This is a genomic window from Novosphingobium album (ex Liu et al. 2023) (genome assembly GCF_029076845.1).
Lineage (GTDB): Bacteria > Pseudomonadota > Alphaproteobacteria > Sphingomonadales > Sphingomonadaceae > Novosphingobium.
In genome coordinates this window covers 157,217-183,904 of the sequence record NZ_JARESE010000062.1, presented here as the reverse complement: position 1 = coordinate 183,904, position 26,688 = coordinate 157,217, and the positions used below count along the sequence as shown (strand labels likewise).

General features: G+C 67.7%; 23 protein-coding genes. 16 read left to right on the top strand and 7 right to left on the bottom strand.

Translation table 11 applies throughout. The features are described from left to right. Positions 1 to 156 precede the first annotated feature (156 nt). The 10 genes from PYV00_RS18000 to qhpE all read left to right on the top strand — a co-directional run bounded on the left by PYV00_RS18000 (position 157) and on the right by qhpE (position 12,817). Positions 157 to 1,620, top strand: coding sequence for an agmatinase family protein (locus PYV00_RS18000; RefSeq protein ID WP_275229668.1), 1,464 nt, complete (start codon positions 157 to 159; stop codon positions 1,618 to 1,620). A 13-nt stretch (positions 1,621 to 1,633) separates the two neighbouring features. After that, on the top strand, positions 1,634 to 2,971 hold the full coding sequence (locus PYV00_RS17995; RefSeq protein ID WP_275229666.1) for an agmatinase family protein: 1,338 nt from the start codon (positions 1,634 to 1,636) through the stop codon (positions 2,969 to 2,971). 72 nt (positions 2,972 to 3,043) lie between these two features. After that, the gene (locus tag PYV00_RS17990; RefSeq protein WP_275229664.1) at positions 3,044 to 4,495 is read left to right on the top strand and encodes an agmatinase family protein; all 1,452 of its coding nucleotides are present in this window, start codon (positions 3,044 to 3,046) and stop codon (positions 4,493 to 4,495) included. 110 nt (positions 4,496 to 4,605) lie between these two features. Then, the gene (gene peaA / locus PYV00_RS17985) at positions 4,606 to 6,342 is read left to right on the top strand and encodes a quinohemoprotein amine dehydrogenase subunit alpha (protein ID WP_275229663.1); all 1,737 of its coding nucleotides are present in this window, start codon (positions 4,606 to 4,608) and stop codon (positions 6,340 to 6,342) included. Beyond that, on the top strand, positions 6,339 to 7,817 hold the full coding sequence (gene peaB, locus PYV00_RS17980) for a quinohemoprotein amine dehydrogenase maturation protein (RefSeq protein WP_275229662.1): 1,479 nt from the start codon (positions 6,339 to 6,341) through the stop codon (positions 7,815 to 7,817). The genes peaA and peaB overlap by 4 nt, the downstream gene beginning before the upstream one ends. Then, positions 7,817 to 8,143, top strand: a complete 327-nt coding sequence (gene qhpC / locus PYV00_RS17975) for a quinohemoprotein amine dehydrogenase subunit gamma (RefSeq protein WP_275229661.1) — start codon at positions 7,817 to 7,819, stop codon at positions 8,141 to 8,143. The genes peaB and qhpC overlap by 1 nt, the downstream gene beginning before the upstream one ends. Before the next feature lie 8 nt (positions 8,144 to 8,151). Beyond that, a complete protein-coding gene (locus PYV00_RS17970) occupies positions 8,152 to 9,243 on the top strand; it encodes a YncE family protein (RefSeq protein ID WP_275229660.1) in 1,092 nt (363 codons plus the stop codon). Between the two features lie 28 nt (positions 9,244 to 9,271). Beyond that, positions 9,272 to 10,270 (top strand): hypothetical protein, encoded by a 999-nt coding sequence (locus PYV00_RS17965; RefSeq protein ID WP_275229659.1) that lies wholly within the window; start codon positions 9,272 to 9,274, stop codon positions 10,268 to 10,270. After that, entirely contained in the window at positions 10,267 to 11,994 is a 1,728-nt protein-coding gene (locus PYV00_RS17960; protein ID WP_275229658.1) for an ABC transporter ATP-binding protein, read from the top strand. The genes PYV00_RS17965 and PYV00_RS17960 overlap by 4 nt, the downstream gene beginning before the upstream one ends. Beyond that, positions 11,987 to 12,817, top strand: a complete 831-nt coding sequence (gene qhpE / locus PYV00_RS17955; protein ID WP_275229657.1) for a subtilisin-like serine protease QhpE — start codon at positions 11,987 to 11,989, stop codon at positions 12,815 to 12,817. The genes PYV00_RS17960 and qhpE overlap by 8 nt, the downstream gene beginning before the upstream one ends. Here qhpE and PYV00_RS17950 read toward each other — a convergent pair. Together PYV00_RS17950 and PYV00_RS17945 are read right to left on the bottom strand one after the other, a co-directional pair. Further along, positions 12,751 to 13,749, bottom strand: a complete 999-nt coding sequence (locus PYV00_RS17950) for a HupE/UreJ family protein (protein WP_275229656.1) — start codon at positions 13,747 to 13,749, stop codon at positions 12,751 to 12,753. The two genes, qhpE and PYV00_RS17950, sit on opposite strands and share 67 nt — an antisense overlap. Beyond that, positions 13,733 to 14,572: a peptidylprolyl isomerase gene (locus tag PYV00_RS17945; RefSeq protein ID WP_275229655.1), complete on the bottom strand. Its 840-nt coding sequence runs from the start codon at positions 14,570 to 14,572 to the stop codon at positions 13,733 to 13,735. Before PYV00_RS17945 ends, PYV00_RS17950 begins: the two co-directional genes overlap by 17 nt. A gap of 200 nt (positions 14,573 to 14,772) precedes the next feature. Between PYV00_RS17945 and urtA the strand changes: the two genes are divergently transcribed. From urtA to PYV00_RS17915, 6 genes are all read left to right on the top strand, one after another. Next, on the top strand, positions 14,773 to 15,987 hold the full coding sequence (urtA, locus tag PYV00_RS17940; RefSeq protein ID WP_275229654.1) for an urea ABC transporter substrate-binding protein: 1,215 nt from the start codon (positions 14,773 to 14,775) through the stop codon (positions 15,985 to 15,987). Between the two features lie 55 nt (positions 15,988 to 16,042). Continuing rightward, a complete protein-coding gene (gene urtB, locus PYV00_RS17935) occupies positions 16,043 to 16,933 on the top strand; it encodes an urea ABC transporter permease subunit UrtB (RefSeq protein WP_275229653.1) in 891 nt (296 codons plus the stop codon). Beyond that, the gene (gene urtC / locus PYV00_RS17930) at positions 16,926 to 17,963 is read left to right on the top strand and encodes an urea ABC transporter permease subunit UrtC (RefSeq protein ID WP_275229652.1); all 1,038 of its coding nucleotides are present in this window, start codon (positions 16,926 to 16,928) and stop codon (positions 17,961 to 17,963) included. The genes urtB and urtC overlap by 8 nt, the downstream gene beginning before the upstream one ends. Then, positions 17,960 to 18,712, top strand: coding sequence for an ABC transporter ATP-binding protein (locus tag PYV00_RS17925; protein ID WP_275229651.1), 753 nt, complete (start codon positions 17,960 to 17,962; stop codon positions 18,710 to 18,712). Before urtC ends, PYV00_RS17925 begins: the two co-directional genes overlap by 4 nt. Continuing rightward, positions 18,709 to 19,431, top strand: a complete 723-nt coding sequence (gene urtE, locus PYV00_RS17920; RefSeq protein WP_275229650.1) for an urea ABC transporter ATP-binding subunit UrtE — start codon at positions 18,709 to 18,711, stop codon at positions 19,429 to 19,431. The genes PYV00_RS17925 and urtE overlap by 4 nt, the downstream gene beginning before the upstream one ends. A 142-nt stretch (positions 19,432 to 19,573) precedes the next feature. Next, positions 19,574 to 20,371 (top strand): SDR family oxidoreductase, encoded by a 798-nt coding sequence (locus tag PYV00_RS17915; RefSeq protein ID WP_275229649.1) that lies wholly within the window; start codon positions 19,574 to 19,576, stop codon positions 20,369 to 20,371. A 57-nt stretch (positions 20,372 to 20,428) separates the two neighbouring features. Here PYV00_RS17915 and PYV00_RS17910 read toward each other — a convergent pair whose 3' ends face one another. The 5 genes from PYV00_RS17910 to PYV00_RS17890 all read right to left on the bottom strand — a co-directional run bounded on the left by PYV00_RS17910 (position 20,429) and on the right by PYV00_RS17890 (position 26,678). Then, positions 20,429 to 21,592 (bottom strand): thiolase C-terminal domain-containing protein, encoded by a 1,164-nt coding sequence (locus PYV00_RS17910; RefSeq protein WP_275229648.1) that lies wholly within the window; start codon positions 21,590 to 21,592, stop codon positions 20,429 to 20,431. Beyond that, a complete protein-coding gene (locus tag PYV00_RS17905; protein ID WP_275229647.1) occupies positions 21,592 to 22,029 on the bottom strand; it encodes a Zn-ribbon domain-containing OB-fold protein in 438 nt (145 codons plus the stop codon). The genes PYV00_RS17910 and PYV00_RS17905 overlap by 1 nt, the downstream gene beginning before the upstream one ends. A 54-nt stretch (positions 22,030 to 22,083) precedes the next feature. After that, the gene (locus tag PYV00_RS17900) at positions 22,084 to 23,352 is read right to left on the bottom strand and encodes an MFS transporter (protein WP_275229646.1); all 1,269 of its coding nucleotides are present in this window, start codon (positions 23,350 to 23,352) and stop codon (positions 22,084 to 22,086) included. Next, the gene (locus PYV00_RS17895) at positions 23,349 to 24,161 is read right to left on the bottom strand and encodes a hypothetical protein (protein ID WP_275229645.1); all 813 of its coding nucleotides are present in this window, start codon (positions 24,159 to 24,161) and stop codon (positions 23,349 to 23,351) included. Before PYV00_RS17895 ends, PYV00_RS17900 begins: the two co-directional genes overlap by 4 nt. A gap of 72 nt (positions 24,162 to 24,233) precedes the next feature. Continuing rightward, positions 24,234 to 26,678 carry a TonB-dependent receptor gene (locus PYV00_RS17890; RefSeq protein ID WP_275229644.1) on the bottom strand — a complete coding sequence of 815 codons (2,445 nt, stop codon included), beginning with the start codon at positions 26,676 to 26,678 and terminating at the stop codon, positions 24,234 to 24,236. Positions 26,679 to 26,688: the final 10 nt, after the last annotated feature.

Below are 26,688 nucleotides of genomic sequence, written 5' to 3'. Positions count from 1 at the left end.
GGCGGCTGTCGCTCGCGGTCCCAACTACGTCAAATACCCCATGGGGGTGCGGAAGCTTGTTGCGTAGCCCCTTGCCTCGATAGCGCATCGAGACCGCGACTTCTTTCGAACCAAACACACCATGCTTGCGCGGCCCGCGCACGCCGGAGGTACAGTATGACGTCAATGAGCGCCGTGACAGGATGGAGCCTGGCAGCCGCCGCCGCGATTGCCGCGGCTCTTTCCGGCGATATTCCCGCCGACATGCGCAACGCGGGCACGCCCGCTCCGGTCCTGCCGCTGGAGGATGACATGGGCCGGCCCAAGCCGCTGGAGCTGCCGGCCGACGTGAAGGAGAAGCTCTCGGTCCTCGCGCCCGAAAAGCTTGCGTTCATCGAGGGCGGGCTGTCGGGCCGCTATGTCGAGAAGGATACGCTGTTCGAACGCGCGCGCACGCTGCCCGCGAACGAGCTGGTCGCTTATATCGACGCGATCTATGCGCTGCACGAAAAGGTGGAATACAAGGCCGGGCGCGACAAGCTGGCGATCCCGCTCGATACCAGTTCGCCCTGGTTCAATGCCTGGAAGCTGCGCCGGCCCGGCTCGCTCGATCCCAAGCGCGAGGCCGGGCCGATCGACCTTGGCCGCTACATCGGTGGCCGTGGTGGCGGCTTCTCCACTTTTGCCGGCGCGCCCGTGGCGCTGACGCCGGAGGATCTGGTCGCGGGCAAAGTCGATGTCGCGATCGTCGGCGCCCCGCTCGACATGGGCTCGGGCTGGCGCAACGCCATCGACGGCCCGCGCGCGCTGCGCATGACCGGCGGCGCGGGCGGCAACGACATGTATTCGATGATCAATCCGGGCTCGGTGCTCAAGATCGTCGATTACGGCGATATCGCCATCGACCAGAACTCAACCGAGCGCAGCGTCGATCATGTGCGCGAAGTGGTGCGCGAGATCGCCAAAACCGGCGCGATCCCCATCGTCATCGGCGGCGATCACAGCCTGGAATATCCCAATGTGGCCGCCGCCGCCGATGTCCACGGCAAGGGCAAGATCGGCGTCGTCCACTTCGATTCGCACTACGATATCGCACGCGGGCGCGTGCACCTGCTCGATCATGGCCAGCCGGTCTATCGCGTACTGAGCGAAGGCCATGTCGATCCCCGGGACTATATCCAGGTGGGCCTGCGCGCGCGCGGACCGGACCTGGAGACCTTCGGCTGGATGCGCAACAAGGGGATGCGTTACCACACCATGGTCGAGGTCGAGAAATACGGCTGGGACAAGGTCATGGCCGAAGCGCTGAAGGAAGCGCGCCAGAACACCAAGAAGCTGTGGATCTCGTTCGATGTCGACGTGCTCGATCCGGCCTTCATGCCCGGCACCGGCACACCGGTTCCCGGCGGCCTGACCATGCGCGAGGCGCAGCCGATCATGCGCCGCCTGTGCGCCGAAAACGACATCGCCGGCATCGATATCGTCGAAGTCGCCCCCTACCTCGACACCAGCTACAAGACGGCGCTCAACAGCAACTACCTGCTGAACGCCTGCCTCTCAGGCATCGCGATGCGCCGCAAGGGCCTCGCCCCAGGATACTTCAGCCCCGTGTCCGTCAAGGACGCCCGCGGCAACTCGTAAGGGAATCCAGATCATGGCGCACAAGACAATTGTCGTACGTATTGCCGGCCTCTGCCTCTTGGCTGCCGCTCCTTCCGGCGCCGCGATCGCGCAGGGCGCCGATCCCATCGCCGCGCTGCCGGCCGACAAGAAGGCGTTCCTGGCCGACAAGGACCTGCTCGCCCACTTCGGCCTGACGCTCGAGAAGGTCCGCATCGCGCTGCAGGCGCGTTCGCCCGAGGACGCGGCGGCCTATGTCGACGGGCTGATGGCGATGGTCGCGGACGCGAAGTACCAGCCCGGCCGCGATCCTTCGGAAATCGCGCTCAACCCGCAGGCGCGCGGGTGGAATTCGGGCACCGTGGTGCGTCCCGCCTTTCTCGACAAGCTCAAGCGCGATCCCGGTCCATTCAGCCTGAAGCGTTATATGTTCCGCAAGTCGGGCATCCCCACTTTCGCCGACGCGCCGGTGGCGATCCGCAAGGAAGACCTGGTGGCGGGCAAGGTGGAAGTCGCCTTCGTGGGCGCGCCGCTGGACTTTTCGTCGGGCTGGCGCGACGCCAAGCACGCGCCCGAGGCGCTGCGCGGCATGGATGGCCTGATCGGCGCCGATGCCGATGGCGGGGTCGATCCCGGCCTGGTGCTGAGCATCGCCGATTACGGCGATCTCACGATCGATTCGATGGCCCCCGATCGCGGGCTTGACCATGTGCGCGAAATGGTGGCCGAAATGGCTTCGGTCGGCGTGAAGCCCTTCATCGTCGGCGGCGATCACACGCTGATGTATCCCGACGTGGCGGCGATGGTGGACAATTACGGCGCGGGCAATGTCGCCGTGGTCCAGTTCGATGCCCACGCCGATGCCGAGGTCAATAGCGATCACTTCCTTTCCGACAACCAGACGCTGTCGCGGCTGATGCAGGACAAGGTGCTGCGCGGTTCCGACGTGATCCACGTCGGGATGCGCGGGCGCGAGGCCGACAGCGCCACGCAGGCCCGCCTCAAGACGGCCGGCGTGCGCATCCTGCCCACCTCGGCGATCGCCGAGCGCGGCTGGCAGGCCGTGACCGACGATATCGTCGCGGGTCTCGCCAAGGGGCCCAGGAACGTCTTCGTGTCCTTCGACATGAGCGTGCTCGATCCCGGTGACGCGCCAGCGTCCGGGCGGCCGGTGCCCGGCGGCATCGCGATGCGCGAGGCGATCCCGATGATCCGGCAGATCTGTTCGAAGACCAACGTGGTCGGCTTCGACCTGCTCGATACCGCGCCGATCCTCGATCCGACTTACGTCACCCGGATGAGCGCCAACTACATCCTCCACGCCTGCCTCAGCGGGATCGCGATGCGCAAGGTCGCTAGCAAGACCGACTAGCGAGCGCGACCAGGCGAGGCTCGCGGCCGAGACTGACGCCCGCGATGGGCGAACGCGAACGGGGGATAATTCATGGTATCGATCAATACGCTGGCGGGCTGGACCATGGCCGCCGCCGCCGCGACCGCATCGATGATGGCCGGCGACAGCTATGTCTCGCCCAATCCGCCTCCGCCGATCCCGGCCGAGGACATCATGGGCAAGCCCAAGCCGCTGGACTTGCCGGCCGACGTGGCCGAGCGGCTGGCCGGGCTCGCGCCGGAAAAGCTCGCCTTCCTGAAAAGCGGTGAGGCGGGGCGTTACGTTGACAAGGACGCCCTGTTCGAACGCGCGCGCACGCTGCCCGCGAACGAGCTGGCTGCCTATATCGATGCGATCTACGCGCTTTACGAGCAGGCCGAATACAAGGCGGGCCGCGACAAGCTGACCATTCCGCTCGATACCAGTTCGCCCTGGTTCAATGCCTGGAAGCTGCGCCGGCCCGGCTCGCTCGATCCCAAGCGCGAGGCCGGACCCATGCAGCTGGGCCGCTATATCGGCGGCTACGGCGGCGGCTTCTCCACTTTCGCGGGCGCGCCCGTGGCGCTGACGCCGGAGGATCTGGTCGCGGGCAAGGTCGATGTCGCGATCGTCGGTGCCCCGCTCGACATGGGTTCGGGCTGGCGCAACGCCATCGACGGCCCGCGCGCGCTGCGCATGACCGGCGGCGCGGGCGGCAACGACATGTATTCGATGATCAATCCCAATGCGGAGCTGAAGATCGTCGATTACGGCGATATCGCCATCGACCAGAACTCGACCGAGCGCAGCGTCGATCATGTGCGCGAAGTGGTGCGCGAGATCGCCAAAACCGGCGCGATCCCCATCGTCATCGGCGGCGACCACAGCCTGGAATATCCCAACGTGGCCGCCGCCGCCGATGTCCACGGCAAGGGCAAGATCGGCGTCGTCCACTTCGATTCGCACTACGACGTCGGCCGCAACGGTGTGCACTGGATCACGCATGGATCGCCGGTCTACCGGGTGCTCCACGAAGGCCATGTCGATCCCCGGGACTATATCCAGGTGGGCCTGCGCGCGCGCGGACCGGATCTGGAGACCTTCGGCTGGATGCGCAACAAGGGGATGCGCTATCACACCATGGTCGAGGTCGAGAAATACGGCTGGGACAAGGTCATGGCCGAAGCGCTGAAGGAAGCGCGCCAGAACACCAGGAAGCTGTGGATCTCGTTCGATGTCGACGTGCTCGATCCGGCCTTCATGCCCGGCACCGGCACACCGGTTCCCGGCGGCCTGACCATGCGCGAGGCGCAGCCGATCATGCGCCGCCTGTGCGCCGAAAACGACATCGCCGGCATCGATATCGTCGAAGTCGCCCCCTACCTCGACACCAGCTACAAGACGGCGCTCAACAGCAACTACCTGCTGAACGCCTGCCTCTCAGGCATCGCGATGCGCCGCAAGGGCCTCGCCCCAGGATACTTCAGCCCCGTGTCCGTCAAGGACGCCCGCGGCAACTCGTAAGGCCCGCGCGCGCGGGCACGGTCGATATACGTCATTTGCTCAATGGCGCTGCCCCCGGTCGCACCTAAGCTGGCCGGACAGCACCCCCAGGAGGCTTTCGAGGTGAAACTATGAGGGTTACGCAAGTCCGTGTTCCCTGGCTTGCCACGGCGGCCCTTGCCTGCGCGTCGGCGGTCTTCGCGCAGTCCGCGATCCATGCGGAAAGCCCGGATGAAGCCGCCGTGGAGGCGGAGGCCGGCATTCCGGTAGGCGATCCGCTGGTGCGCGAGAAATGCGGCGCGTGCCACGCGCCCGACGCCAAGGGCAACCTGTCACGCATTTCCTGGATGCGCACCACGCCCGAAGGCTGGGCCCAGGCGATCAAGCGCATGGTCCGGCTCAACGGCCTTTACATCTCGCCCGAGGATTCGCGCGCCGTCGTCCGCTCGCTCTCGGCCTCGCACGGGCTGGCGCCCGAAGAGGCGGTGGCGGTAAGCTATATCCCCGAAAAGCGGATCGTCGACGAGACCAACATCCCCAACGAGGCGGTGCGCGGTGCCTGCGTTTCCTGCCATGCCTTCGGCCAGCCGCTTTCGTGGCGCCGGTCCAAGGTGGAATGGAAGAACCTGCAGGATCTGCATGTCGCGCTCTATTCGCAGGCCTATGCCCAATACAGCCGCATCGAGGGCGGGGACGATGGCGACGGCGATGGCCCGGCCAAGCCGACCAACGGCGAAGTCGCGCTGGAATACATGCGCAAGGCCGCGCCGCTGCACACCCCCGAATGGGCCGCGTGGAGCGCCCGGCAAGGCAAGCCCCGGCTTGCCGGCACCTGGCTGGTGACGGCGTCCGTCCCCGGCAAGGGCCGCTTCGTGGGCGAAATGACGATCGCCCCCGGCACCGCGCCGGATGAATTCCGCACCACCACGACGCTGCGCTCGCTGGCCGACGGCAGCACCATGACGCGCAGCGGCAACGGCCTGGTCTATGGCGGCTATGCCTGGCGCGGCCGTTCGGGCAGCGGCGCAGGCACCGGCGGGCCCGACAACCTGGCCGCCGAAGTGCGCGAGACGATGCATTTCACGCCCGACCAGCAGCGCGCCATCGGCCGCTGGTTCTGGGGCGAATATCACGAGTTCGGCTATGACGTGAAGCTGGTGCGCGCCAGCGCCGCGCCGGCCGTGCTGGCGGTCGATCCCGGCGCGCTGAAGGCCGGATCGCGTGGAGCCCAGGTGGTGCTCCATGGCCACAACCTGCCGGCCGCGCCGGACGTGGCGGATATCGGCCTGGGCTCGGGCGTGGCAGTGCGCAAGGTGGTTTCGGCCAGTGCCGACAAGCTGGTGCTGACGGTCGATGTCGGCGCCGACGCGGCCCCCGGCCCACGCGATGTCGCGGTGGGCGGCGCGTTTCTGGAAAGGGCCTTCCCGGTCTACCGCAAGGTCGATTTCCTGAAAGTCACGCCCGAGACCGGCCTGGCCCGGCTGGGCGGCGGCAAGCACGCCAAGGGCTTCCAGCAGTTCGAGGCGATCGGCTTCGACAACGGCGCGGATGGCAAGGCCAACACGGGCGACGATGTCGCCATCGGCCCGATCGCCGTGACCTGGAGCATCGATGAATTCCTGTCGGTCTATTACGACGACGATACCCGGTTCGTCGGCCAGATCGGCCAGAACGCGCTGTTCACCCCCGCGTCCGACGGTCCCAATCCCGAGCGTCGTTTCGGCCGGAACAATTACGGCGATGTCTGGGTGGTGGCGACGGCCAAGTCCGAGAAGGACGCTTTCGGCAAGCCGCTCAGCGCCCGCGCCTACCTTGTCGTCACTGTCCCGGCCTACCAGCGCTGGGACCAGCCGGAGCTGTCGCAATGAACCTTGTCCAGACGAGCGTGCTGCGCGGCGACGCCGCCGGCACGGGCGATTTCCGCCAGGGCGAATACCATGCCTTCGAAGCGGCGGGCCGGCCTTACCTCTATCTGGTCGGCGCGGGCGCGGTGTTCGAGATCGATCCGGCGGTGCGCGCGCTGCTTGACCGGATCGAGGGGACCAGCCTGTCGCACGCCGAGATGGTCGCGGTCCTGGCCGCGCGCGGCCAGTCCTCCGCCGAGGCGGAGGAACTGATCCATGAGCTGCGCCAGGTCCGGGTGATCGAGAATGGCCGCGCCTTGCCGGCACCCGCCCCGGAAACCCCGCCGGCAAATTTCCCGCTGCAGGCACTGGTGCTGAACGTCACCAACCAGTGCAACCTGGCCTGCACGTATTGCTACGAATTCGGCGCGGACAAGATCGCCACGCCGCAAGGCAAGCCCAAGTACATGACGAAGGAGACCGCGCGTGCCTCGGTCGATCTCCTGCTCGCCGAGTCCGGGCCGCGCAACGCGGTGCACATCACCTTCTTCGGCGGCGAGACGCTGATGAACTTCCCGCTGCTGCGCGACGTGGTCGATTATGCCAACGGGCAGGCCGCCGTGCTGGGCAAGGCGATCACTTACAGCCTGACGACCAATGCCACGCTGCTGACCGACCCGATCATCGCCTTCCTGTCGGACAATGCCATCGGCGTGACCGTCAGCATCGACGGCCCGGCCGAAATTCAGGACCGGCACCGCGTCTATCGCAGCGGCAAGGGCAGCTACGCGGTGATCGAGCCCCGGCTGCGCGCGCTGATCGCCAGCCACAGGACGCGCGCCGTCACCGCGCGCGTGACCCTGACCGAAGGCGTCACCGACGTGGTGGGGATCTATCGCCACCTGAAGGACGATCTGGGCTTCCACGAAGTGGGCTTCGCCCCCGTCACCCAATCGGGCGAACGGGACTATGCGATCGACGGCATGGGCATGGATCAGGTGCTCGCCGGCTTCCACGCACTGGCCGACGAATGGCTGGACCATGCCCTGCGCGGCCTGATGCACGGCTTCAGCAATGTCAGCGAGACGATCGGCGAACTGATCCAGGGCGTCAACAAGTCGCATCCCTGCGGCGCCGCGCTGGGGCTGATGGGTGTCAGCCCCTCGGGTGATCTTTCACCCTGCCACCGCTTCACCGATGCCGACACCCATACCATGGGCCATGTTTCCAGCGGCATAGACCGGACCGCGCAGAAGGATTTCCTCGATCGCGGCCATGTCGAAGCCAAGTACGATTGCCAGACCTGCTGGGCCCGCCCGCTTTGCGCCGGCGGCTGCCATCACGAGGCTTTCGTCCGCTATGGCGATACCGGCCATGCCAACCTGCATTACTGCGACTGGATCCGCGAATGGACCGATCGCTGCCTGCACATCTATGGCGAGCTGGCCGCCCGCAATCCGTCGTTTCTCGAACGCTTTGCCGAACGAAAGGGGCTGTGATGAAGCACCTCAAGCCGATCAACCAAAAGGCGCGGCGCATCGACGATCTTGTCGCCTCGCTGGACGAGGACGTGGTCGCCCTGCAGCAACCGCGCCCGCACGTGCCGATGGGATGCACGCTCTCGTTCTCGCCGGGATGGGAAGTCGATGCCTCGGGTGGTACCGCCGGGCTGTGCCAGCCGGTGGAGCGCGACATCTACGATTGCTACGTCACCTGCTTCTGGCCAGTGCAGGTGCCCGATCACGTCAACTATTCGCCCGACTGGGCGAGCAATTGCGCCTCCGCCACCAAGGACTGGCGCAATCTCGATCTGGTGTTCCCGTGAGGCGCGCGATGATCTTGCGCCACATCGCGCTGGCCGGCGTCGCGCTGGCCTTCCCCCTCGCCATGCCGGCCACGGCGGCCACGCTGTTCATGGGATCGTACCCGGATTCGATCCTGGTGTTCGATGAGGCCAAGGGCGCCGTCACCGAACGGCTGAAGCTGGAAACCGGGCTTCCCACCAGGATCGAGCTGTCCGAGGATGGCAAGCGCATCTATGTGACCACGATCACCACCAGCGGGATCGAGGTGATCGACACCGCCACTCGCAAGGTGACGAACCATTTCAGCCTGAACGACGGGGCGACCAGGTATCGCTTCTACGGCGGCACGGCGGACCCTACCGGGCGCTTTTTCTACACCGTGGTCACGCGGATCGAGAAGGGGCTGGATCGCTATACGGTCGGCAAGCCGCAATATGCCGTGGTCGATCTCAAGGCCCGCAAGATCGTGCGCACCGCCGATGTCCCCAAGGAAGACGAACGCGGCGGCGGCCGGCGCGCGGCCTACAAAGTCTCGAACGACGGGAAGACGCTTTACGTCTTCGGCAAGAAGATCCTGGTGGTGAACATCGCCGATCTCAAGACGGTGGACCGGATCGACCTGGCCAGGCCCGAAGGCACCGGGCTGGAGAACGTCGGCTTCGGCGGCGCGCTCGATACCATTCAGGTGGCCGGCCAGTACGTCTCGCTGTTCAACGCGACCGATCCTTACGTGCACAACAAGGTCTTCGGGGTGGCGCGCTTCAACCTGAACGATCGCCGGTTCGATTTCACCCCGATCGGCCCGGCGCCCGAGACCATGGCCGGCCTGCAAGTCACGCCTGACGGCAAGGAGGCCTATACCGTCGTCACCACCGGCAAATATGGCAACAAGCGCTGCGAGTTCTGGCGCTTCGACCTTGCCACCAACGCGGTGCTCGACAAGGCGGAGTTCCCGTGCCGCTCACGCTTCCGCTTCGGCCTCTCGGGCGATGGCGCCAAGCTGTACATCTATGGCGCGAGCTATGACATCGAAGTCTATGACGCCAGGACGCTGAAGCGCGAAAAGACCTGGGATCTGGGCCAGGACACCACCGGAGCCGGCATGGTCGTGGTGCCATGATCCGGGCCGGGGCCGGGCGGGCGCGCCGATGATCGTTGGCGTCCGGGGGGGCGGGGTCGCGGCGGCGGCCTGCGCGCACCTGCTGGGCGCCGCTGGACATCGCGTGGCGCATGAACCCGCACCCCGGCCGCAAGTGCCCTCGGTCATGCTGAGCGCGGCGGCGCTCGCGCTGGTGCGCGATGTCTTCGGCCGGTCGGATCTCTTCGCCGATCGCCCGCGCGTCACGCGCCGGGTGGTCGCGTGGGGCGGGCAGGAGCCCGTCACCGTGCCGCACGACGCGATCCTGGTATCCGACCGGGACTTGCACGAGGCGCTGGCGAGCGATTGCCCCGGCGCCGATGCGGGCGAAAACCGCGATTTCACCATCTTCACCGCGCCGCCCATGCCCGAGGGCGAGCTGCGCGTGTTCGGCGATCGCCATGCCGTCGCCGCGCAAGTGGCCCTGCGCGATCCCGCCGCGCGCGGCGAATGCCGGATCGAGGCGCTGCCGGCGGGCTGGCTGTTCCTTGCCCCCGGCGCCGAGGGGCAGGGCTGGCTGTTGGGCTTCGGCGCGCCGCTGGAGGAACTGGTCGGGCAAAGCCGGCTGGTCGGCCCGGCGATCGACTTGCGTGCGGCGCGCTCGGCCCCGTTCGTGACCGCGCCGCGCCTGCACTTGCCGCTGGCGGGTGCTGGCTGGCTGGCGTGCGGCACGGCGGCGCTGGGCTTCGATCCGATCTGCGGCGATGGCACCGCGCAGGCCGTGCGCGAGGCGGTGCTCGCCTCGGCGGTGATCGACGCGGCGGCGGGCGGCGCGGACCGCGCGGCTTTGCTGGCGCATTACCAGGCGATGCTGGTGGCGGCGATGCGGCGCCATCTCCAGCTTTGCGCGCGCTTCTATGAGACCGGCGGGCAAGGCGAATGGTGGCGCGCGCAATCGGCCGCGCTGGCGCGGGGCCATGCCTTGTGCACGGCCTATCTGGCCCGCGAGCCCGAGCCCCGCTTCGTCCTGCGCGGCTTCCGTCTCGAACCCAGGGCGCTGGCGGCATGAACGCGCCGGCCACGATCCCGCCGGTTCCGGCGCCCGAGGCGGTGGCGAGCTGGCGCAGCTATCGCCGCCTTGCGCCTTATATCCGGCCCTACTGGCGCGGGCTGGTCATGGTGCTGCTGATCAGCGCGCTTTCCACCGCGCTGGGCCTGGCCCAGCCTTACCTGTCGAAGCTGCTGATCGACGATGCCCTGCTGCGCCGCGACATGGGCGAGCTGGTGCGCATCGCCGCGATCATGGTGGTGATCACGCTGGCCGGCTTCGCCGTGAATATCCTGGCAAGCTATCGCTACGTCGCGCTTTCGGCGGCGATGCTGTTCGATATCCGCGCTGCGCTGCTGCGCCATCTCCAGACGCTTTCGCCGCGCTTCTACGGCAGCTTCCGGCTGGGCGATCTGGTCTCGCGGATCAACAGCGATGTCAGCGACGTGCAGCGCATCGCCGCCGACACAATGCTCTCGGTGGTCAGCAACCTGCTGTTCTTCGTCGGCTGCGTGGCGATGATGCTGTGGCTCGACTGGCGGCTGTTCCTTGTCAGCATCGTCCTGGTGCCGGCCAGCCTGCTTGCCTTCGCCTGGTGCCAGCGCCGGCTGACCGCGCTGACCGCGACGATGCGCCAGCGCGGCGCGGACCTGGGCAGCCTGCTGGTCGATACGATCATGGGGATGCGCGTGGTCGCCTCGCTGCGCGCGGGCGAGCACGAGGTGGCGCGCTTCCGGCGCAGCAACGACGCGTTCGTCGCCGCCATGCTGCGGATGCAGACCGCATCCTATCTCGCGGGCGGATTGCCCGGAACGCTGATGACCGCCGCGACGTCGGCCGTGATCCTTTACGGCGGCGCGCTGATCATCGACGGGCGCTTGTCGATCGGCACGCTGGTGGCTTTCATGACGTACCACATGCGCTTGCTTTCGCCGGTGCAGACGCTGATGGGCCTGACCGCGGGCCTGGCCTCGGCGCGGGTGTCGCTTGGCCGGATCTTCGCCCTGTTCGATACCGCGCCCGAAGTGGTCGAGCGCGCCGACGCGGCGCGTTTCGCGCCGGCCGGCGGGACCATCCGGTTCGAAGGCGTGTCGATGCGCTATGATCGCGAGCCGGTGCTGGCCGATGCCGATTTCACGATTGCCGGCGGGTCGATCTGCGCGGTGCTGGGCGAGAGCGGGGCGGGCAAATCGACCATGGCCGATCTGATGGTGCGCTATTTCGATCCGGTCGCGGGGCGCATACTGATCGACGGGCAGGACTTGCGCGATCTGCGGCTCGACGACCTGCGCCGCGAGGTGATCCTGGTCGATCAGGCGCCGCACCTGTTCCACGATACGATCGCGGCCAACATCGCCTTCGCCATGCCCGAGGCGAGCCGGGCCGAGATCGAGGCGGCCGCGCGCGCCGCCGGGCTCGACCGCTTCGTCGCGCGCTTGCCCGAAGGGTATGACACCCTCGCGGGCGAGCGCGGCCTTGCGCTCTCGGCGGGCGAGCGCCAGCGGATCGTGCTGGCCCGCGCGATCCTGCGGCGGCCCGGCGTGCTCATTCTCGACGAGCCGACATCGGCGCTCGATGCCGAGACCGAGCAACTGGTCGCCGGGCGCCTGCGCGAGGCGTTGCCCGACGCGACGCTGGTGATCATCACCCACAAGCCCGCGCTGGCCCGGATTGCCGACAGCGTGCTGACGGTCGAGGCCGGCCGCGTGCGCATGACGCGCGGCGCGGTGCTTGCCGATGCCTGAGCGGCCCGTGCGGATCGCGGTGGTCGACAGCGGCGTGCAGCCCGATCATCCGCATATCCTGGCCGGCCAGCTCGATCCGGGCATCGGCGTCGCGCGTGACGGGACGCTTCTGGAAGGCGCCACGCCCGACCGGCTGGGCCATGGTACCGCCGTCACCGCCGCGATCCAGCAATGGGCGCCGCAGGCGCGCTGCGTCACGGTGCGCGTGTTCGACGAGGCGTTGCGCGCTTCGCCGCGCGCGCTGGTCGCCGCCATCGACTGGTGCGTCGCGGCGGGCGTGGATCTGGTCAATCTCAGCCTGGGTACCACGCACGCGGCGCATGGGCCGGTCTTCGCGGCGGCCGCGGCCAGGGCGGTGCAGGCGGGCGTGGTGCTGGTTGCCGCGCGCGATGTCGATGGCACACCGTGCTTTCCCGGCGCGCTGCCGCAAGCGATCGGCGTCGGGCTGGACTGGGATTGCCCGCGCGAAAGCTATCGTGTGGCGACAGGCGAGGGCGAGGGCGAGGGCGAAGGCGAGCGCAGGGGCGAGCGCGGGGGTGAGGCCGGGTTCCTCGCCTCGGGCCACCCCCGGCCGATTCCCGGCGTGCCGCAGCGGCGCAATCTGTACGGAGTCAGCTTCGCGGTCGCCAATCTGACCGGGTTTGCCGCCGCCGCGCTGGCCGACCGGCCGGACCTGCCGCAAGGGCGTGAACGGCTTGTGGCCCTTCGCGCCTTGCTCGCGGCGGGGCCGGCCGGCGCGGTTGCGATGTCAGGCGATCAGACCGTGGCGAACGCGGCGACACGCTCGATCATCCAGAAGCTGCCGAGCGCGCCCACCGCATAGAGCGCGGCGGCCCGCGCCGGGACCGCCAGCGAGAGCGCGCGCAGACCCGCCAGTGCCGCCATGACCGCGCTGACGAAGACCAGCTGGCCGATCTCCACGCCGATGTTGAAGAACGCGAGGCTCGCCAGCTTCTCGCCCTCGTGCACGCCCAGTTCGCCCAGCGCCGTGGCGAAGCCCAGCCCGTGGAGCAGGCCGAACAGCGAGACCACGCCGACTTGCCGGCGGAAGGCGAAGAGCGCCGCGCCTTTCGCCCCGCGCAGCGCTTCGCGCGCCATGAACACGATCGACAGCGCGATCGCCGCTTCGACCGGCGGCACCGGCGCGCGAACCACTTCGAAGAAGGCCAGGCCGAGCGAGATCGAGTGGCCGATGGTAAAGCAGCTCACCAGCCAGACGAGCTGGCGGCCCCGCGCCAGCAAGGCAAGGCAGAGCACGAAGGCCAGGTGATCCCAGCCCATCAGGATGTGCCAGACGCCCTGGCGGAGGAATTCGCCGGCAAGCTCGGCCAGCGGACGCGCCGTCGCCGTGGCCTCGCCGACGGGAACGGTAATGCCGCTGCCGTCCGAACTCAGGCTGCGATCGACCTCGACACCCGGCAAGGTGCTGACAAAGCGGCCGCCATCCACTTTCCAGGGCGTGCGAATCACATCGTCGGCGCGGAACGGGTGGTCGCAGGCGAACGTGAAGCCGAATTGCGCGCGCCCCGCCGCGCTTTGCCGGGTCATGGCGGTCTGGCGGCAGCCGTCGGGCCAGGCCACCGGCGCCGATGTCGCGACATTTTCAGGCACGGCGGCGGTGAACTGGTATTCGTTTTCGCCCTCGCCGCGCGTCAGCGCGAAATCGGCCGAGAGGAAAATGTCGGCCAGCGCGCTTTGTGGGGCCAGCGCGATCAGCGCCAGCATCAGGGCGAGGAGCCTAGTCTTCCACGACATCGTACTTCTCCTTGAGCCGCGCGACGGCGGCGTCGATCGCGGTGCGGGTATGGGCGATCATGAAGTCCTGCCGGACCTGATCGCGAACGGCGGGATAGGGCATCAGCGCGGCCGGCTCGCGGCTGGCGGCGCGCACGAAATGCCAGCCGCGCGAGGACGCGATCGGGCCGATCCAGCGGCCCGGTGGCGCCGATTTCAGCGCATCGACGAAGCCTTGCCCGAAAATGCCGCGCACCATGCTGTCGCCGTAACCCGGAAAGGAATGGCCCAGCCAGAAATCGTCCGAGGGAATGGCCCGGCCGGCGTTGAGCGCGGCAAGCAGGGCGCCGGCATCGTCCGGCTTCTGGCTGCGGAACACTTGCGAAAAGCTGGTCCTGGGCTCGCCCCAATAGCGCTTGATGTTCTCGGCATAGAAATTGACCAGGTCCTCATCGCTCGGCTCGGGCGGTGCGCCGGCGATCAGGTACCGTTCCTTCTCGATCAGCATTTCGCGCGCTTCGGGTGAAGTGAGGTGGAGATTGCGGTCCAGCGCGTCGCGGAACAGCAGCTCGCGCGTCAGGTATTCGTCCTTCATCCGCGCCCGGTCGGCCGCATTGGCCTTGCGCCCGGTCAGCGTCTCGAACTCCTCGACCATCGCGGCCTCGGCCTCGGGCGTGAAGCGGATCGGCTCGCGGCGCCCGGCCTCCAGCGCGAAGTAGCCGCCGAACAGCAGGAAGCCGGCCAGCAGGAACGGCACCAGCGGATCGCGCAGGGTCCGCCGCAGCAGCGGCCCTGGCGCGATCGAGGCCAGCGAAACCGCCAGGTTCCGCCCCATGCCTGCCATTGTTGGACGTGCCGTGTGCACCTGCCGCCGGTCCTTGCGCGATCGCGTCTTTCGTTTCGCCTGCGATCCTAGGTCGCTCGCGCGCAAGGCTGCCTACGTCAAATGACGCATACGGACCCCACGCGCCTTTGCCATAGCCTTCAAGGCGTCCGATTTCCTCATCACGCCCCCACGGTCGGGGCCCCTTATTGGAGATTTTCATGATCCGTACCAGGCTGGGTACCTTCGCGGTTTCTGCCTTTGCGCTCGCGCTTGCCTCGTGCTCGGGATCTGGAACGGGTTCGGACAAGCCCGCCGGGGACGGCGTGGCGGTGGGCGTGCTGCATTCGCTGACCGGCACCATGGCGATCAGCGAGATCACGGTGAAGAACGCCGAAATGCTGGCGATCGAAGAGATCAACGCATCGGGCGGCGTGCTGGGCAAGTCCGTTACCGCCGTGGTCGAGGACGGGGCTTCCGATCCTTCCACGTTCGCGCAGAAGGCGGCCAAGCTGATCGAGAGCGATGGCGTGGCCACCGTGTTCGGCGGCTGGACCTCGGCCAGCCGCAAGGCGATGCTGCCGGTGTTCGAGCGGACGAAGAACCTGCTGTGGTATCCGGTCCAGTTCGAAGGCAACGAGTGTTCGCCCAACATCATGTATTCGGGCGCGCAGCCCAACCAGCAGGCGCTGCCCGCGCTCGAATGGGCGATGGCGCAAGGCCACAAGACTTACTTCCTGGTCGGATCGGACTATGTCTATCCGCGCACCGCCAACCTGATCCTGAAGAAGCATATCGAGAAGGCCGGGATGAAAGTCCTGGGCGAATCCTACGTGCCGCTGGGCGGGACGGACTTTTCGGGCGTGATCGCCAAGATCCAGCAGGCCAGGCCGGCGATCATCATCAACACGCTCAACGGCGATTCCAACGTCGCCTTCTTCAAGCAGATGCAGGCCGCCGGGCTCAGCCCCAAGACGCTGCCGGTGATGTCGTTCTCGATCGGCGAGCAGGAAGCCAAGGCGATGGGCACCGCGCTGGTCGAAGGCAGCTATGCCGCCTGGAACTATTTCCAGAGCCTGCCGGGCGATGCCAATGCCAAGTTCGTGGCCGCCTACCAGAAGAAATTCGGCGCCGACGCGGCGATCACCGATCCGATGGTGCACGCCTATCTCGATGTCTATGCCTGGAAGGCGGCGGCCGAGAAGGCGGGCAGCTTCGATCCCGACGCGGTGCGCAAGGCGGCGGTCTCGCTCGGCAGCTTCGCCACGCCGATGGGCGCGGTCAGCTTCGCGCCGAACCAGAGCCTGGTGCAGAAGGCTTTCATCGGCAAGCTGAAGCCCGACGGGCAGTTCGAGATCGTGTCGCAGCCGGGCGCGGATATCCAGCCCGAACCGTATGACGCGCTCGCCTTCCCCGGCAAGTCTTGCAAGCTCTGACATAAGGACGGGCCGCGCGGGGGCAATCTCCCGCGCGGCCCGACAGGCCCCGGGCATGGATTTCGCGCTTTTCCTCAACCAGTTGTTCAACGGCTTCTCGCTGGCCTCGCTCTACCTGCTGGCATCGCTGGGGCTTGCCCTGTCCTTCGGGATCATGCGGGTCATCAACATGGCGCATGGCGAGATGCTGATGCTGGGCGGCTATCTCGCCTGGCTGACGCTGCTGGTGGTGCCGGGCGGGGCGGGCATCCTGCTGGCCGTGCCGGTGGCCTTTGCGGGCGCGGCGGCGATGGGCGGGCTGATCCAGACCAGCCTGATCCGCCGCCTGTCCTCGCGCCCGCTCGACACGCTGCTGGCCACCTGGGGCGTCAGCCTGATCCTGCAGCAGGCCGCGCGCGACCTGTTCGGCGCGATCGGCGTGGAAGTGCGCGCGCCCGACTGGCTGATGGGCAGCTTCACCGTGGCCGGCGTCACGCTGCCTTCGGCGCGCCTGTTCATCATCGCGGTGGCCGTGCTGGTGCTGGGCGCGCTGGCGCTGGTGCTGCTCAAGACGCGGATCGGGCTGCTCACCCGCGCGGTCAACCAGGACCGGATGATGGCGTCAGCCGTCGGCATCGACGTCAAGCGCGTCGATTTCACCGTGTTCTGCCTGGGTTCGGGGATCGCGGGCCTGGCCGGCGTGATGCTGGCGCTGCTGGGCCCGGTCACGCCCAATGTCGGGCAAAGCTATATCATCCCGGCCTTCCTCGTCGTCGTCATGGGCGGGCTGGGCAGCATTGTCGGCACGACCACGGCGGCGATCGTGCTGGGCGTGTTCTCGGCGCTGGCGCAGATGTTCGTCGATGTCAGCGTGGCGCAGATGCTGCTGCTCGTCTTCGTCATCCTGTTCATCCAGATCCGCCCGCAAGGCGTGGTCGCGGTGCGGACGCGCCAGCTCGATGTCTAAGCTTGTCCCGCCCGCGCCGCTGCGACGCGCGAAGCCCGCACTGCCCTGGGTGTTGCTGGCGCTGGGCATCGCCGCGCCGTTCTACCTCGGCGCCTATGATCTCAACCTGCTGGCCCGGTTCATGGCCATGGCGATCCTGGCCATGGGGCTGGTGCTGATCTGGGGGCACGGCGGTATCCTCAGCCTGGGGCAAGGCGTGTTCTTCGGCCTGGGCGGCTATGCCATCGCCATGCACATGAAGCTGGCGGACCTGCCGGCGGGCGAGATGCCCGATTTCATGGTGTGGAGCGGGCGCGAGGCGCTGCCCGTATGGTGGGAGCCTTTCGCCAGCCCGGCCTTCGCGCTGGCGGCGATCCTGATCGTGCCGACGCTGCTGGGCGCGCTGTTCGCCTGGGCGGTGTTCCACCGCCGGGTGGGGGGGACTTACTTCGCGCTGATCACGCAGGCGCTGGCGCTGGCGTTCGCCACGCTGATCATCAGCCGGCAGGACGTGACCGGCGGGTTCAACGGCCTGACCGATTTCTATTCGGTCTTCGGCTTCGGGCTGGCCAGTCCCGGCACCGGCACGGGCCTTTACTGGCTGACGCTGGCGGTGCTGTGCCTGGCCTATCTGGGCCTGCGCTGGCTGCTGGCCTCGCGCTTCGGCATGTTGCTGCGGGCCACGCGCGATGGCGAGAACCGCGTGCGCTTCCTCGGCTATGCCACCACGCCGTTCAAGACCGTCGCGTTCGCCATCGCCGCGCTGCTCGCCGGGATCGCCGGCGCGCTGTTCACCCTGCACGCCGGGGTCGTCTCGCCCGCGCTGATCGGGGTCGTCCCTTCGATCGAGATGGTGGTGTGGGTGGCGATCGGCGGGCGCTACAGCCTGGCCGGCGCGATCGTCGGCGCCTTGCTGGTCAACCTCGCGCGCGATGCGGTCTCCAGCGCCTTCCCGGAACTGTGGCTCTATCTGATGGGCGCGCTGTTCATCGTCGTCGTCACGCTGTTTCCCAATGGCCTGGCCGGTCTGCTCAAGGGCAACCGGGCGTGAGCGCGGTGGCCGACCTGCTGCTGAGCGTCGATGGCGTCACGGTCGACTACAGCGGCTTCAAGGCGCTCGACGCTTTCAGCATGACGCTCAATCGCGGCGAGACCCGCGTCGTCATCGGGCCCAACGGCGCCGGCAAGTCCACCTTGTGCGATACGATCATCGGCCGGGTGCGCCCCAGCGACGGCCGGGTGATCTTCCGGGGCGAGGATATCAGCCGCCTGCCTGAACCGGCCATCGTCGGGCGCGGCATCTGCCGCAAGTTCCAGGCGCCCGGTGTGCTGCCGATGCTTTCGGTGCGCGAGAACCTGGCCCTGGCCGCGCGGCGCGACCGGCGCTGGTGGAAAAGCGTCGGCATCGGCATCCCGGCCGGCGATCGCCAGGTGATCGAGGAGACGCTCGAACTGGTCGGGCTGGCGGAACGGGCCGATATCCCCGGCGGTCAGCTGGCCCATGGCGAGAAGCAATGGCTGGAGATCGGCATGGTCATGGCCACGGGCGCCGAACTGCTGCTGCTGGACGAGCCGACCGCCGGCATGGGCCCGGCCGAGACCAGCCGCACCGCCGAGCTGATCCTGGGGCTGGGCGCGGCGCGTTCGGTGCTGGTGATCGACCATGACATGAGCTTCGTTGAACAGCTTGGCGCGCCTGTCACCGTGATGCACCAGGGCCGCTTCCTCAAGCAGGGCAGCATCGCCGAAGTCCGCGCCGATCCCGATGTCGCCGCCGTCTATCTGGGGCACGCGGCATGAGCAGCGATGCCTTGCTGACCGTGTCCGGGCTCTGCGCGGGCTATGACCAGACCGAAGTGCTCTGGGACGTCGATCTCGAACTGCGGCGGGGCGAGGTCATGGCCCTGATCGGCCGCAACGGCGTGGGCAAGACCACGCTGCTCCACGCGATCATGGGCACCCGGCCCGCGACCGGCGGCATGCTGCGGTTCGACGGGCACGACGTGACCGCGCTGACCCCGCACATGCGCGCGCGCGCCGGCATCGGCTTCGTGCCGCAAGGGCGCCACATCTTCCCGCAGCTCACCGTCATGGAAAACCTCGAAACCGGGCTCTGCGCGCTGGGCGGCCGGGGTGGCGGGGCAGGGGGCGGCGTGCCCGGCTATATATTCGACCTTTTCCCCAAGCTCTATGACATCCGCGGCCGCGCCGGCGGCTTCCTTTCGGGCGGTGAGCAGCAGCAACTGGCGATCGGCCGGGCGCTGGCGGGCCGCCCCGCGCTGCTGCTGCTGGACGAGCCGACCGAAGGCATCCAGCCCAGCGTGGTCCAGCAGATCGAGGCGGCGCTGGCGCATGTGCGCGACGAGCTGGGGATGACGATCCTGGTGGTCGAGCAATACCTCGATTTCGTCTGGCGCTTTGCCGATCGCTATTCCGCGATGCAGAACGGCCGCATCATCCGCCAGGGCGCCATCGCCGAGGAAAGCGCCGCGGCGGTGGCTCACCTCGTGCAGATATAAGGCACGTCCCGGCGCGGCGCTGGACGTTCGGGCAAGCGGTTCGGCTTTGCGACAGGACAGCGCGATTGCGCCGTGGAACCAGGGTTCCTACCGATCATGCGGGCTCGCGCCATCGGGCGCGGCGAGGCTATCGGGAGAGGGTATGGATCTGACGCTTGCCAGACACGCGCTCGTCACTGGCGGGGCCAGCGGGATCGGGCTGGGCGTGGTTCAGGCGCTGGTCGATCGGGGCATCGCGGTGACGGTGGCGGATGTCGACCGGCAGGCGCTCGACGCGCTGGTCCTGTCCCGGCCCGAACCCATGCTGGCCGTTGCGTTCGACACGCGCGACCGGCAGGGCTGGCACGCGCTTGCCCGCGAGGCCGAAGCCCGGTTCGGGCCGGTCGATATCCTGGTCAACAATGCCGGCATCGGCCCCGACGGGCGCGAATTCGCGGATATGGACCCCGATGCCTTCGATCGCACGATCGCGATCAATCTTACCGCCGTGTTCAACGGTGTGTCCGCGTTCGCCCCGTCCATGCGCGGGCGCGGCGCCGGCCATATCGTCAACGTGTCGTCGATGATGGGGATCGGCCCCGGCTATCCGACCATGGGGGCCTATTCGGCCGCCAAGACCGGCGTCGTCGCGCTAAGCGAGGCGCTGCGCGCGGAACTGGCGCCGCATGGCGTGGGCGTTTCGGTGATGTGTCCGGGCCCGGTGAGCAGCCGGCTGGCCGAAACCACGCGCAAGGCGGGCAATGCCTTCCACGGGCAGAGCGGCCCGGCCACGATCGCACGGATGAGCGGCGCCACCGCCGGCGAGATCATGCTGCGCGGGATCGCGCTCGATCTGCCCTATATCATCACCCATCCCGAATCCTGGAACGGCGTGGAGACCCGCACGGCGGTGCTGCGCGCGAGCTTTGCGACCGCCGAACGGGAATTCCCGCGCGGCTGACCGCGCCTGTCCCAACCCCGGCGAACGGCCCGGCCGGGACAGGAGCGATCGGCCCGCCTACGCCGTGAGCAGCAGCGCGCTCAGCGGCATCGGCCCGGGCCCGCCGGTGACGAGCGCCGTGGCGGCGTCCTTCACCTGATTGGCGGCGGTGCCCCGGATCTGGCGGACCGCTTCGGCCACGTGGGTGATGCCGATGATATAGGCTTCCGACAAGTTGCCGCCGTGCGGGTTGACCGGGATCGAGCCGCCGGCCAGCCGGATCGCGCCTTGCTCCACGAAAGGGCCGCCCTCGCCGATCGGGCAGAAGCCGAAATCCTCAAGCTGCATCACCACGAAGGCGGTGAAATGGTCATAGAGCAAGGCGACGTCGATATCCTCCGGCCCCATGCCCGCCGCCGCGTAGAGCCTGCGCGCGATCGAGCGCATCCCCGAGGAGGAGAAGCTTTCGTCCGGCATGTTGCCCCACATGAAGCCGCGCCCCCAGTCACGATCGCCGCCGTGCTTGGCGGCGGCGACATAGACGGGCTTTTGCGCCATATCCCTGGCTTCGTCGGCCCGGGCCAGGAGGATCGCGACCGCGCCGTCGCTTTCCAGGCAGAAGTCGAGCTTGCACAGCGGATCGGCCAGCATCGGCGATGCGAAATAGTCGTCCAGCGTCAGCGGATCGCGCATCAGCGCGGCGGGATTGGTCACGGCGTTCTGGCGGGTGGATATGGCGACTTCGGCGAAGGCCTCGCGCCGGGTGCCGAACTTGTGTATGTGCCGGCGGGCGATGAACGCGGCGAACTGGCCCGGCGCGGCCACGCCGGCCGACCGGTAGAACGAATTCTCGGGCGTGGGCGGCATCCGTGCGAAAGCGGCGCCCAGCCGGTTCTTGGCCTGCTGCAGCGATTGCACCACCGCGACATAGCGGCTGTCGCCATTGACGATCGCCGCCTGCGCCAGCCCGATGGCGCCGGCCGATCCGCCGCCGCCGCCCGTGGTCGTCGCGGAAAAGCCCACTTCGGGTATGCCCAGCGCTTCCATCAGCCCGCCGGTTTCGATGCCGCCGCCATAGTTGGAGAAATAGGCGAAGCCGTCGATCGCGGTGACGGGAATGCCGGCGTCGGCGGCGGCGGCCATGATCGCGTCGCAGGCCATGTCGCGCGGGGTTTGCGGCAGCGAGGCACCGCGGCGGTAGTATGGCGTCGCGCCGATGCCGACGATTGCGGATGTGTGCATCAGCGGCCTCCCTGCGCGGTGGCGGGGGCCGGGCGGAACCGCGCGGCATCGGTGCCGGCCTCGGTCGCGACAAGCTCCAGCGGCATGTCGATGACGATCTGGTCGAGCGTGCAATCCACGATGTTGCAGAACACCTTGGTGTCGGGCGCTTCCTCGGGGCAGGCAAGGCCCGCGACATAGACCGGGCCTTCGGCGTCGCGGCGATCGAGCGCGACAATCGTGTAGGTATAGAGCCGCGCGCGCCCCGAAAGCCTGGGCCATTCGTCCTCGGTGGATCGGCAGTGGGGGCAATAGCGGCTCGGCGGCGTGCGGAACGCATGGCAATGCGCGCAGCGCTGGATCGAGAGCGCGCCTTCGCGCAGCGCCTCCCAATAGGGCCGCGTTCCCGCGTCGAAATCGACTTCGGCGGGTGGTGAAAATGGAACCACGTCTCTCATGGCGTCTGTGCAATCCTTTTTGTCAGAGCCTGGGTTTCAGGATGGGGAGGGGAGCTATTCGGCGGGGGCCAGTTCCGGTGTTCCGGCGCCGCGGCGCAGGGTCGCCATCAGGAGGGCGGAGGCGATGCCGATGGCGATGAAGGTGTAGAACATCAGATCATAGCCGCCGGTGCGGTCATAGACCTCGCCGCTGTAACGCACCGCCACGGCGCTGATCACCGCGATCGAGAACGTGATCATGCCGTTGCCGGTGCCGAACGATTTCGCGCCGAACTGGTCGGCAAGCAGCGCAAGGTACAGCGGCATCGTCGCGCCCGCTGCAAGCCCGATGAGCAGGCAGGCGGCGACCAGCAGCGGATAGGAATCGGCAAACAGCATTACGGCGCCCGCCAGCGCCAGCATGGCGTAAAGCGCGGTGAGCAGCAGCGCCCGGTCGAACCGGTCGGCCAGCCAGGCCACCATCAGCTTGCCGCTGATCCCGGCGATGCCGATCACCGAGATCAGGCTGGCCGCCTTGGTGGTGGAAAAGCCGATCTCCCGTCCGATCGGCACCAGCGAGATGAGCATGGCCTGGAAGATCGCCATGGCCAGCGCGGTGCTGAGGCCGATCGCCCAGAAACGCGGGAAGGCCAGCAATTGCCGGGGGCTGAGGCGCACGTCCTCTTCCGCGATGGCGGCCGCCGCCGCTTCGCGCGCGGCGTCGCCATCGGCGATCTCGTGATCGTCCGGCCCCGGTCCATTGCGCACCAGCGGCAGCAGCAGCGTGATCAGGACCGCGACGACGATCCCCAGCGTGATCAGGCTGTGGCGCCAGCCGAGTTGGTCGATCAGCCAGGCGACCGGCGGCGCGACGACGATCGTCGCGACCGACATGCCCATCATCGTGATCGCCAGCGCGCGCCCGCGGTGCACGGTGAACCAGCGCGCGACCAGTGTGGGCGAAGTCAGGTTGCCGATCCCGGTCATGCCCAGGCCCACCGGAATGGCAAGGATCGTGGCGCTCAGCCACAAGTTGTGCGACAGGCCGAGCGCCACCAGGCTCGCGCCCAGGGCATAGCCGCTGCCGCCCATGATGAGCCGCGCCGGATAGCGATCGATCAGCCGGCCGATGATGAGCGCCGAGATGGCCGAGCCCGCGTTCATCAGGATCAGGCCCGTGTTCATGCTCGCGCGCGAAAGCCCGAAGGCTTCCGAGACGGGAAGCACATAGAGCCCGAAGGCGTTCATCGTCGATCCGGTGGTCAGCATCAACGCGAACATGCAGATCGCGACCATGATCCAACCGTAATAGATGCGCCCCGTTCCGATCCTGCCTGCGGTCATGGCCTTGCTCCCTGGTGGTGATGTGCCGGTGATGCGTTCGCGGTTCCGGCTAGCGCCCAGGGCGGCCGGCCAAGCCGGGAGATCCACATGATCGCCTCGTCGCTCTTGCCGTGCGCGGTGGTGACGGTGGGCGACGCGGCGCGAAAATTGATGAAGCTGAGGCCCGCCCCCGTCGTCGCGAAGCCGTAGATAGTGTCGGCCGCGACCGCGAGCGCGGTGCCGGGGCCGTAGAGCCGGCTGCCCAGGCGGATCCGGCCGGCGGTGACGAAGATGATCTCGTCCTCCGAATGGGAATGCGGCGGGACAACGGTGCCTGTCCGGCTGTGGAAATCGTTCTCGTGTAGCCAGACGGTGCAGTTCGGGCAGGCCGCGTCGGCATGGATGCCGCCGCCCATCTCGTTTTGCGTGCCAAGGTCATGCGTGCGTGGCACGGCCGCGCGGGGCAGGATATGGACATGCCCGCCCGGACGCGCGCTGGCCGGGCGCGCTGCCTGGTGGAAGGCCAGCAGGATCGCGCCGTCGTCGCCCGCCACGAACCGGGCGCCGGCGTTGAATTCCACTACCGCGCTCGATCCTTCGACCAGCGCTGCGCCGCCCAGCGAAACCGTGCCCGCGAGGACATAGACCATCTTGTCCGCCGGCTGGCCGGCGATCGTGATCGCCGCGCCGGGGGACAGCGTGTGGTGGAGCAGATGCAGCGGGTCGCGCTCCGCATCGAGATAGGCGCGGCTCGCGATGGGCCCTTCCGCTTGCGCGAGCGGCGCGAGCAGCCGTGCCCGTTCGAACGTCACGATCTTGACCTTTGCCATGCCGGTTTCCTTCCGTTCGGCGTTCTTGCTGCCGGGGCCATGTCGCATGTCGGCATGGCCCCGGCGGTTCGGCTAGAACCGGAACGCCGCGCGCACCCAGACCTCGCGGCCCGGATCGACCGTGCAGATGACCTCGTCCACGCCGGCCGCACCGCGCGCGATGCCGCCGGTGATGATGCCGCCCAGCACCAGCCCGTTGGCCGCGTTCGAGGATGAGCAGCGATTCCTGATGAGATGGTCGGTCAGGTTGTTGGCGATCAGCGAAAGCTCCCAGCGCTCGTCCGGGCCGTAGAGCGTGACGTTGGCGTTGACCTTCGCGTAAGCGGGCTGCAATTCGTTGTCGCGCAGCAGGATGTCCGCGAAATACTTGGACGAATACCGCATCTGCGAGGCGAACAGCAGCTTCATGCCGCCGCCGATCGGCTGTTCGTAATCGAAGCCCGCCGTCGCGGTGAAATCGGGCGAGCGCAGCAGTTCTCGGCCGGAAAGATCCTGCGAGGTGTAGAAGCCATAGACGCCGTTCACCTGCACGGCCCCCGCCGGCCCGGGCGGCGTCTGGTTGGCGTTGCGGGCGAAGAGCTGGTTGCAGCCCTGGGCAGCGGTCTGGCCGCCCCAGCACGGGGCATTGGTGAACTTGCCGTAGCGGGCGTGGTTCCAGCTTGCCGCCATGCGCACGGTCAGCCCCTCGATGCTGGGCGGGCGATAGCTGCTGTCCATCTCAACGCCGTAGATCTTGGCCGAAGCCGCGTTCAGCGTGCGCACCACGATCAGGCCAGTGTCCTGCTGCGAATTCGCGCCGACCTGCAGGTCGCCATATTCGTAGTAGTAGCCCGACAGGTTGAACGACAGCGCCCGATCGAGGAAGCGCGCCTTCAGGCCCATTTCCCCGCCCTTGACCTTCTCGTCGTGGAACGAGGAATCGTCGCCCGGACGGAACGAGCCGGATGAATTGAACGAGCCGGACTTGTACCCCTTCTTCAAGGCGCCGAAGATCGTCAGATCCTCGGTCGGGGTGAAGGTGACGGTCAGCTCGGGCGAGACCCGGTTGGACTTGAGCTGCGGCACCGCGAGCGCCACCGGATCGGGCGACGTCAGCAGGTTGATGTAGACATGCCGCCGGTCCTCATGCGTCCAGCGCGCGCCGCCGGCGATTTCCAGCGTGGGGGTGACTTTCCACAGCACTTGCCCGAACAGCGATTCGGACTCCTCGGGGTTGGAATGGGTCCCGTTCGAGAAATAGGCCGGCAGACGCAGCGCGGCATTGCCCAGCGCGATGCCAAGCTTGTGCTGCTTCACCTTCTGATAGAACGCACCCAGCGTGAAGTTGACCGGGCTGTCCCGGAAATCGGATGTCAGCCGCAGTTCCTGTGTGAAGTCGTTGCGGTTGTAATGGGTGTAGCTGGAAAAAGGCGGACCCGCGCCATTGCTGGATGAGGCGTTGAACTGATCCTGCTCGTTCACGTCGTAATAGCCGGTAACGCTGGTCAGCTTGAGTGCGTCGGTGAAATCGTAGTTCAATTCCAGGACGCCGAAAGTCTGCTCTATATCGGAAAACTGGTGGCCGCCGCGCTTGATGCCGTTGAACGATGCCGGATCGAGGTCGACGCTGCCGAAGTTGCGATCGAGCTTGCAATCCGGGTTGCCGATGAAGGGCACGCCGCCGGGCCCGGTGATCCCGTCGGGGCAGGAAGTGAACTGGCCCGATTTCCCGTCGACATTGTTCTGCGTGTAGGTGACTTTCAGCCGCGCGGTGAAGCGATCGGTTGGCTGCCACAGCGCCGTGCCGCGCACGATGCCTTCGCTGGAATTGGTGCCGCGCCGCGGCTTGGGCATAATACCGCCAAGGCCGGGAATGGGCTCGGCGCGGTTGCGGAAATAGCCCAGGGTGCGGGTGTAGCGCCCGGCCAGGCGTAAGCCCAGCGTATCGCTGAGCGGCCCCGAGACGATCACCTCGCCCTGCTTGGCATCGGCGACGAATTCATAGCCGGCCCGCACGCGCGCTTCGAAATCGGGCGTGGGATCGGCGGTCTGGATGGCGATCACGCCGCCCGGACTGGCCTTGCCGAAGAACAGCGCCTGCGGGCCCTTGAGCACGGTGATCTGGCCGATATCGAACATCGCCGCGGTATAGGCGAGGCCCTGGGTGAACTGCTGGCTGTCGACATTGAGCGAGACCGACTGGTCGACCGTGCCGTTCAGCACCGAAGTGCCGACGCCGCGCAGCGAAATCTGGGCGCCGTAAGCGGCGGCGGCACCTTCGCCCACGACCAGGCCCGGCACTTGCTCGGCGACCTTGCTGATGTCGTCGGTCTGGAATTTCTCAAGCTGCCTCTGGTCGAGCGTGTTGGTCACCACCGGCACGTTCATGATCGATTCCTGGCGCTTGCGCGCGCTGACGACGATGTCGCCCTGATCGACGTAAGCTTGCGTGGATGCCGCTTCCTGCGCCAGCGCCGGCGTGGTTTCCAGCAGCAGGCCCATGGCCGCCGTCGCCAGCAGTGCGTATCTTGTCTTCATGTCTTCTCCC

Excerpts from the sequence above, each read along its gene's own strand:
- PYV00_RS18000 (WP_275229668.1), top strand. The coding sequence starts at position 157 with ATGACGTCAATGAGCGCCGTGACAGGATGGAGCCTGGCAGCCGCCGCC.
- PYV00_RS17995 (WP_275229666.1), top strand. The coding sequence starts at position 1,634 with ATGGCGCACAAGACAATTGTCGTACGTATTGCCGGCCTCTGCCTCTTG.
- PYV00_RS17990 (WP_275229664.1), top strand. The coding sequence starts at position 3,044 with ATGGTATCGATCAATACGCTGGCGGGCTGGACCATGGCCGCCGCCGCC.
- peaA (WP_275229663.1), top strand. The coding sequence starts at position 4,606 with ATGAGGGTTACGCAAGTCCGTGTTCCCTGGCTTGCCACGGCGGCCCTT.
- peaB (WP_275229662.1), top strand. The coding sequence starts at position 6,339 with ATGAACCTTGTCCAGACGAGCGTGCTGCGCGGCGACGCCGCCGGCACG.
- qhpC (WP_275229661.1), top strand. The coding sequence starts at position 7,817 with ATGAAGCACCTCAAGCCGATCAACCAAAAGGCGCGGCGCATCGACGAT.
- PYV00_RS17970 (WP_275229660.1), top strand. The coding sequence starts at position 8,152 with ATGATCTTGCGCCACATCGCGCTGGCCGGCGTCGCGCTGGCCTTCCCC.
- PYV00_RS17965 (WP_275229659.1), top strand. The coding sequence starts at position 9,272 with ATGATCGTTGGCGTCCGGGGGGGCGGGGTCGCGGCGGCGGCCTGCGCG.
- PYV00_RS17960 (WP_275229658.1), top strand. The coding sequence starts at position 10,267 with ATGAACGCGCCGGCCACGATCCCGCCGGTTCCGGCGCCCGAGGCGGTG.
- qhpE (WP_275229657.1), top strand. The coding sequence starts at position 11,987 with ATGCCTGAGCGGCCCGTGCGGATCGCGGTGGTCGACAGCGGCGTGCAG.
- PYV00_RS17950 (WP_275229656.1), bottom strand. The coding sequence starts at position 13,749 with ATGTCGTGGAAGACTAGGCTCCTCGCCCTGATGCTGGCGCTGATCGCG.
- PYV00_RS17945 (WP_275229655.1), bottom strand. The coding sequence starts at position 14,572 with ATGGCAGGCATGGGGCGGAACCTGGCGGTTTCGCTGGCCTCGATCGCG.
- urtA (WP_275229654.1), top strand. The coding sequence starts at position 14,773 with ATGATCCGTACCAGGCTGGGTACCTTCGCGGTTTCTGCCTTTGCGCTC.
- urtB (WP_275229653.1), top strand. The coding sequence starts at position 16,043 with ATGGATTTCGCGCTTTTCCTCAACCAGTTGTTCAACGGCTTCTCGCTG.
- urtC (WP_275229652.1), top strand. The coding sequence starts at position 16,926 with ATGTCTAAGCTTGTCCCGCCCGCGCCGCTGCGACGCGCGAAGCCCGCA.
- urtE (WP_275229650.1), top strand. The coding sequence starts at position 18,709 with ATGAGCAGCGATGCCTTGCTGACCGTGTCCGGGCTCTGCGCGGGCTAT.
- PYV00_RS17915 (WP_275229649.1), top strand. The coding sequence starts at position 19,574 with ATGGATCTGACGCTTGCCAGACACGCGCTCGTCACTGGCGGGGCCAGC.
- PYV00_RS17910 (WP_275229648.1), bottom strand. The coding sequence starts at position 21,592 with ATGCACACATCCGCAATCGTCGGCATCGGCGCGACGCCATACTACCGC.
- PYV00_RS17905 (WP_275229647.1), bottom strand. The coding sequence starts at position 22,029 with ATGAGAGACGTGGTTCCATTTTCACCACCCGCCGAAGTCGATTTCGAC.
- PYV00_RS17900 (WP_275229646.1), bottom strand. The coding sequence starts at position 23,352 with ATGACCGCAGGCAGGATCGGAACGGGGCGCATCTATTACGGTTGGATC.
- PYV00_RS17895 (WP_275229645.1), bottom strand. The coding sequence starts at position 24,161 with ATGGCAAAGGTCAAGATCGTGACGTTCGAACGGGCACGGCTGCTCGCG.
- PYV00_RS17890 (WP_275229644.1), bottom strand. The coding sequence starts at position 26,678 with ATGAAGACAAGATACGCACTGCTGGCGACGGCGGCCATGGGCCTGCTG.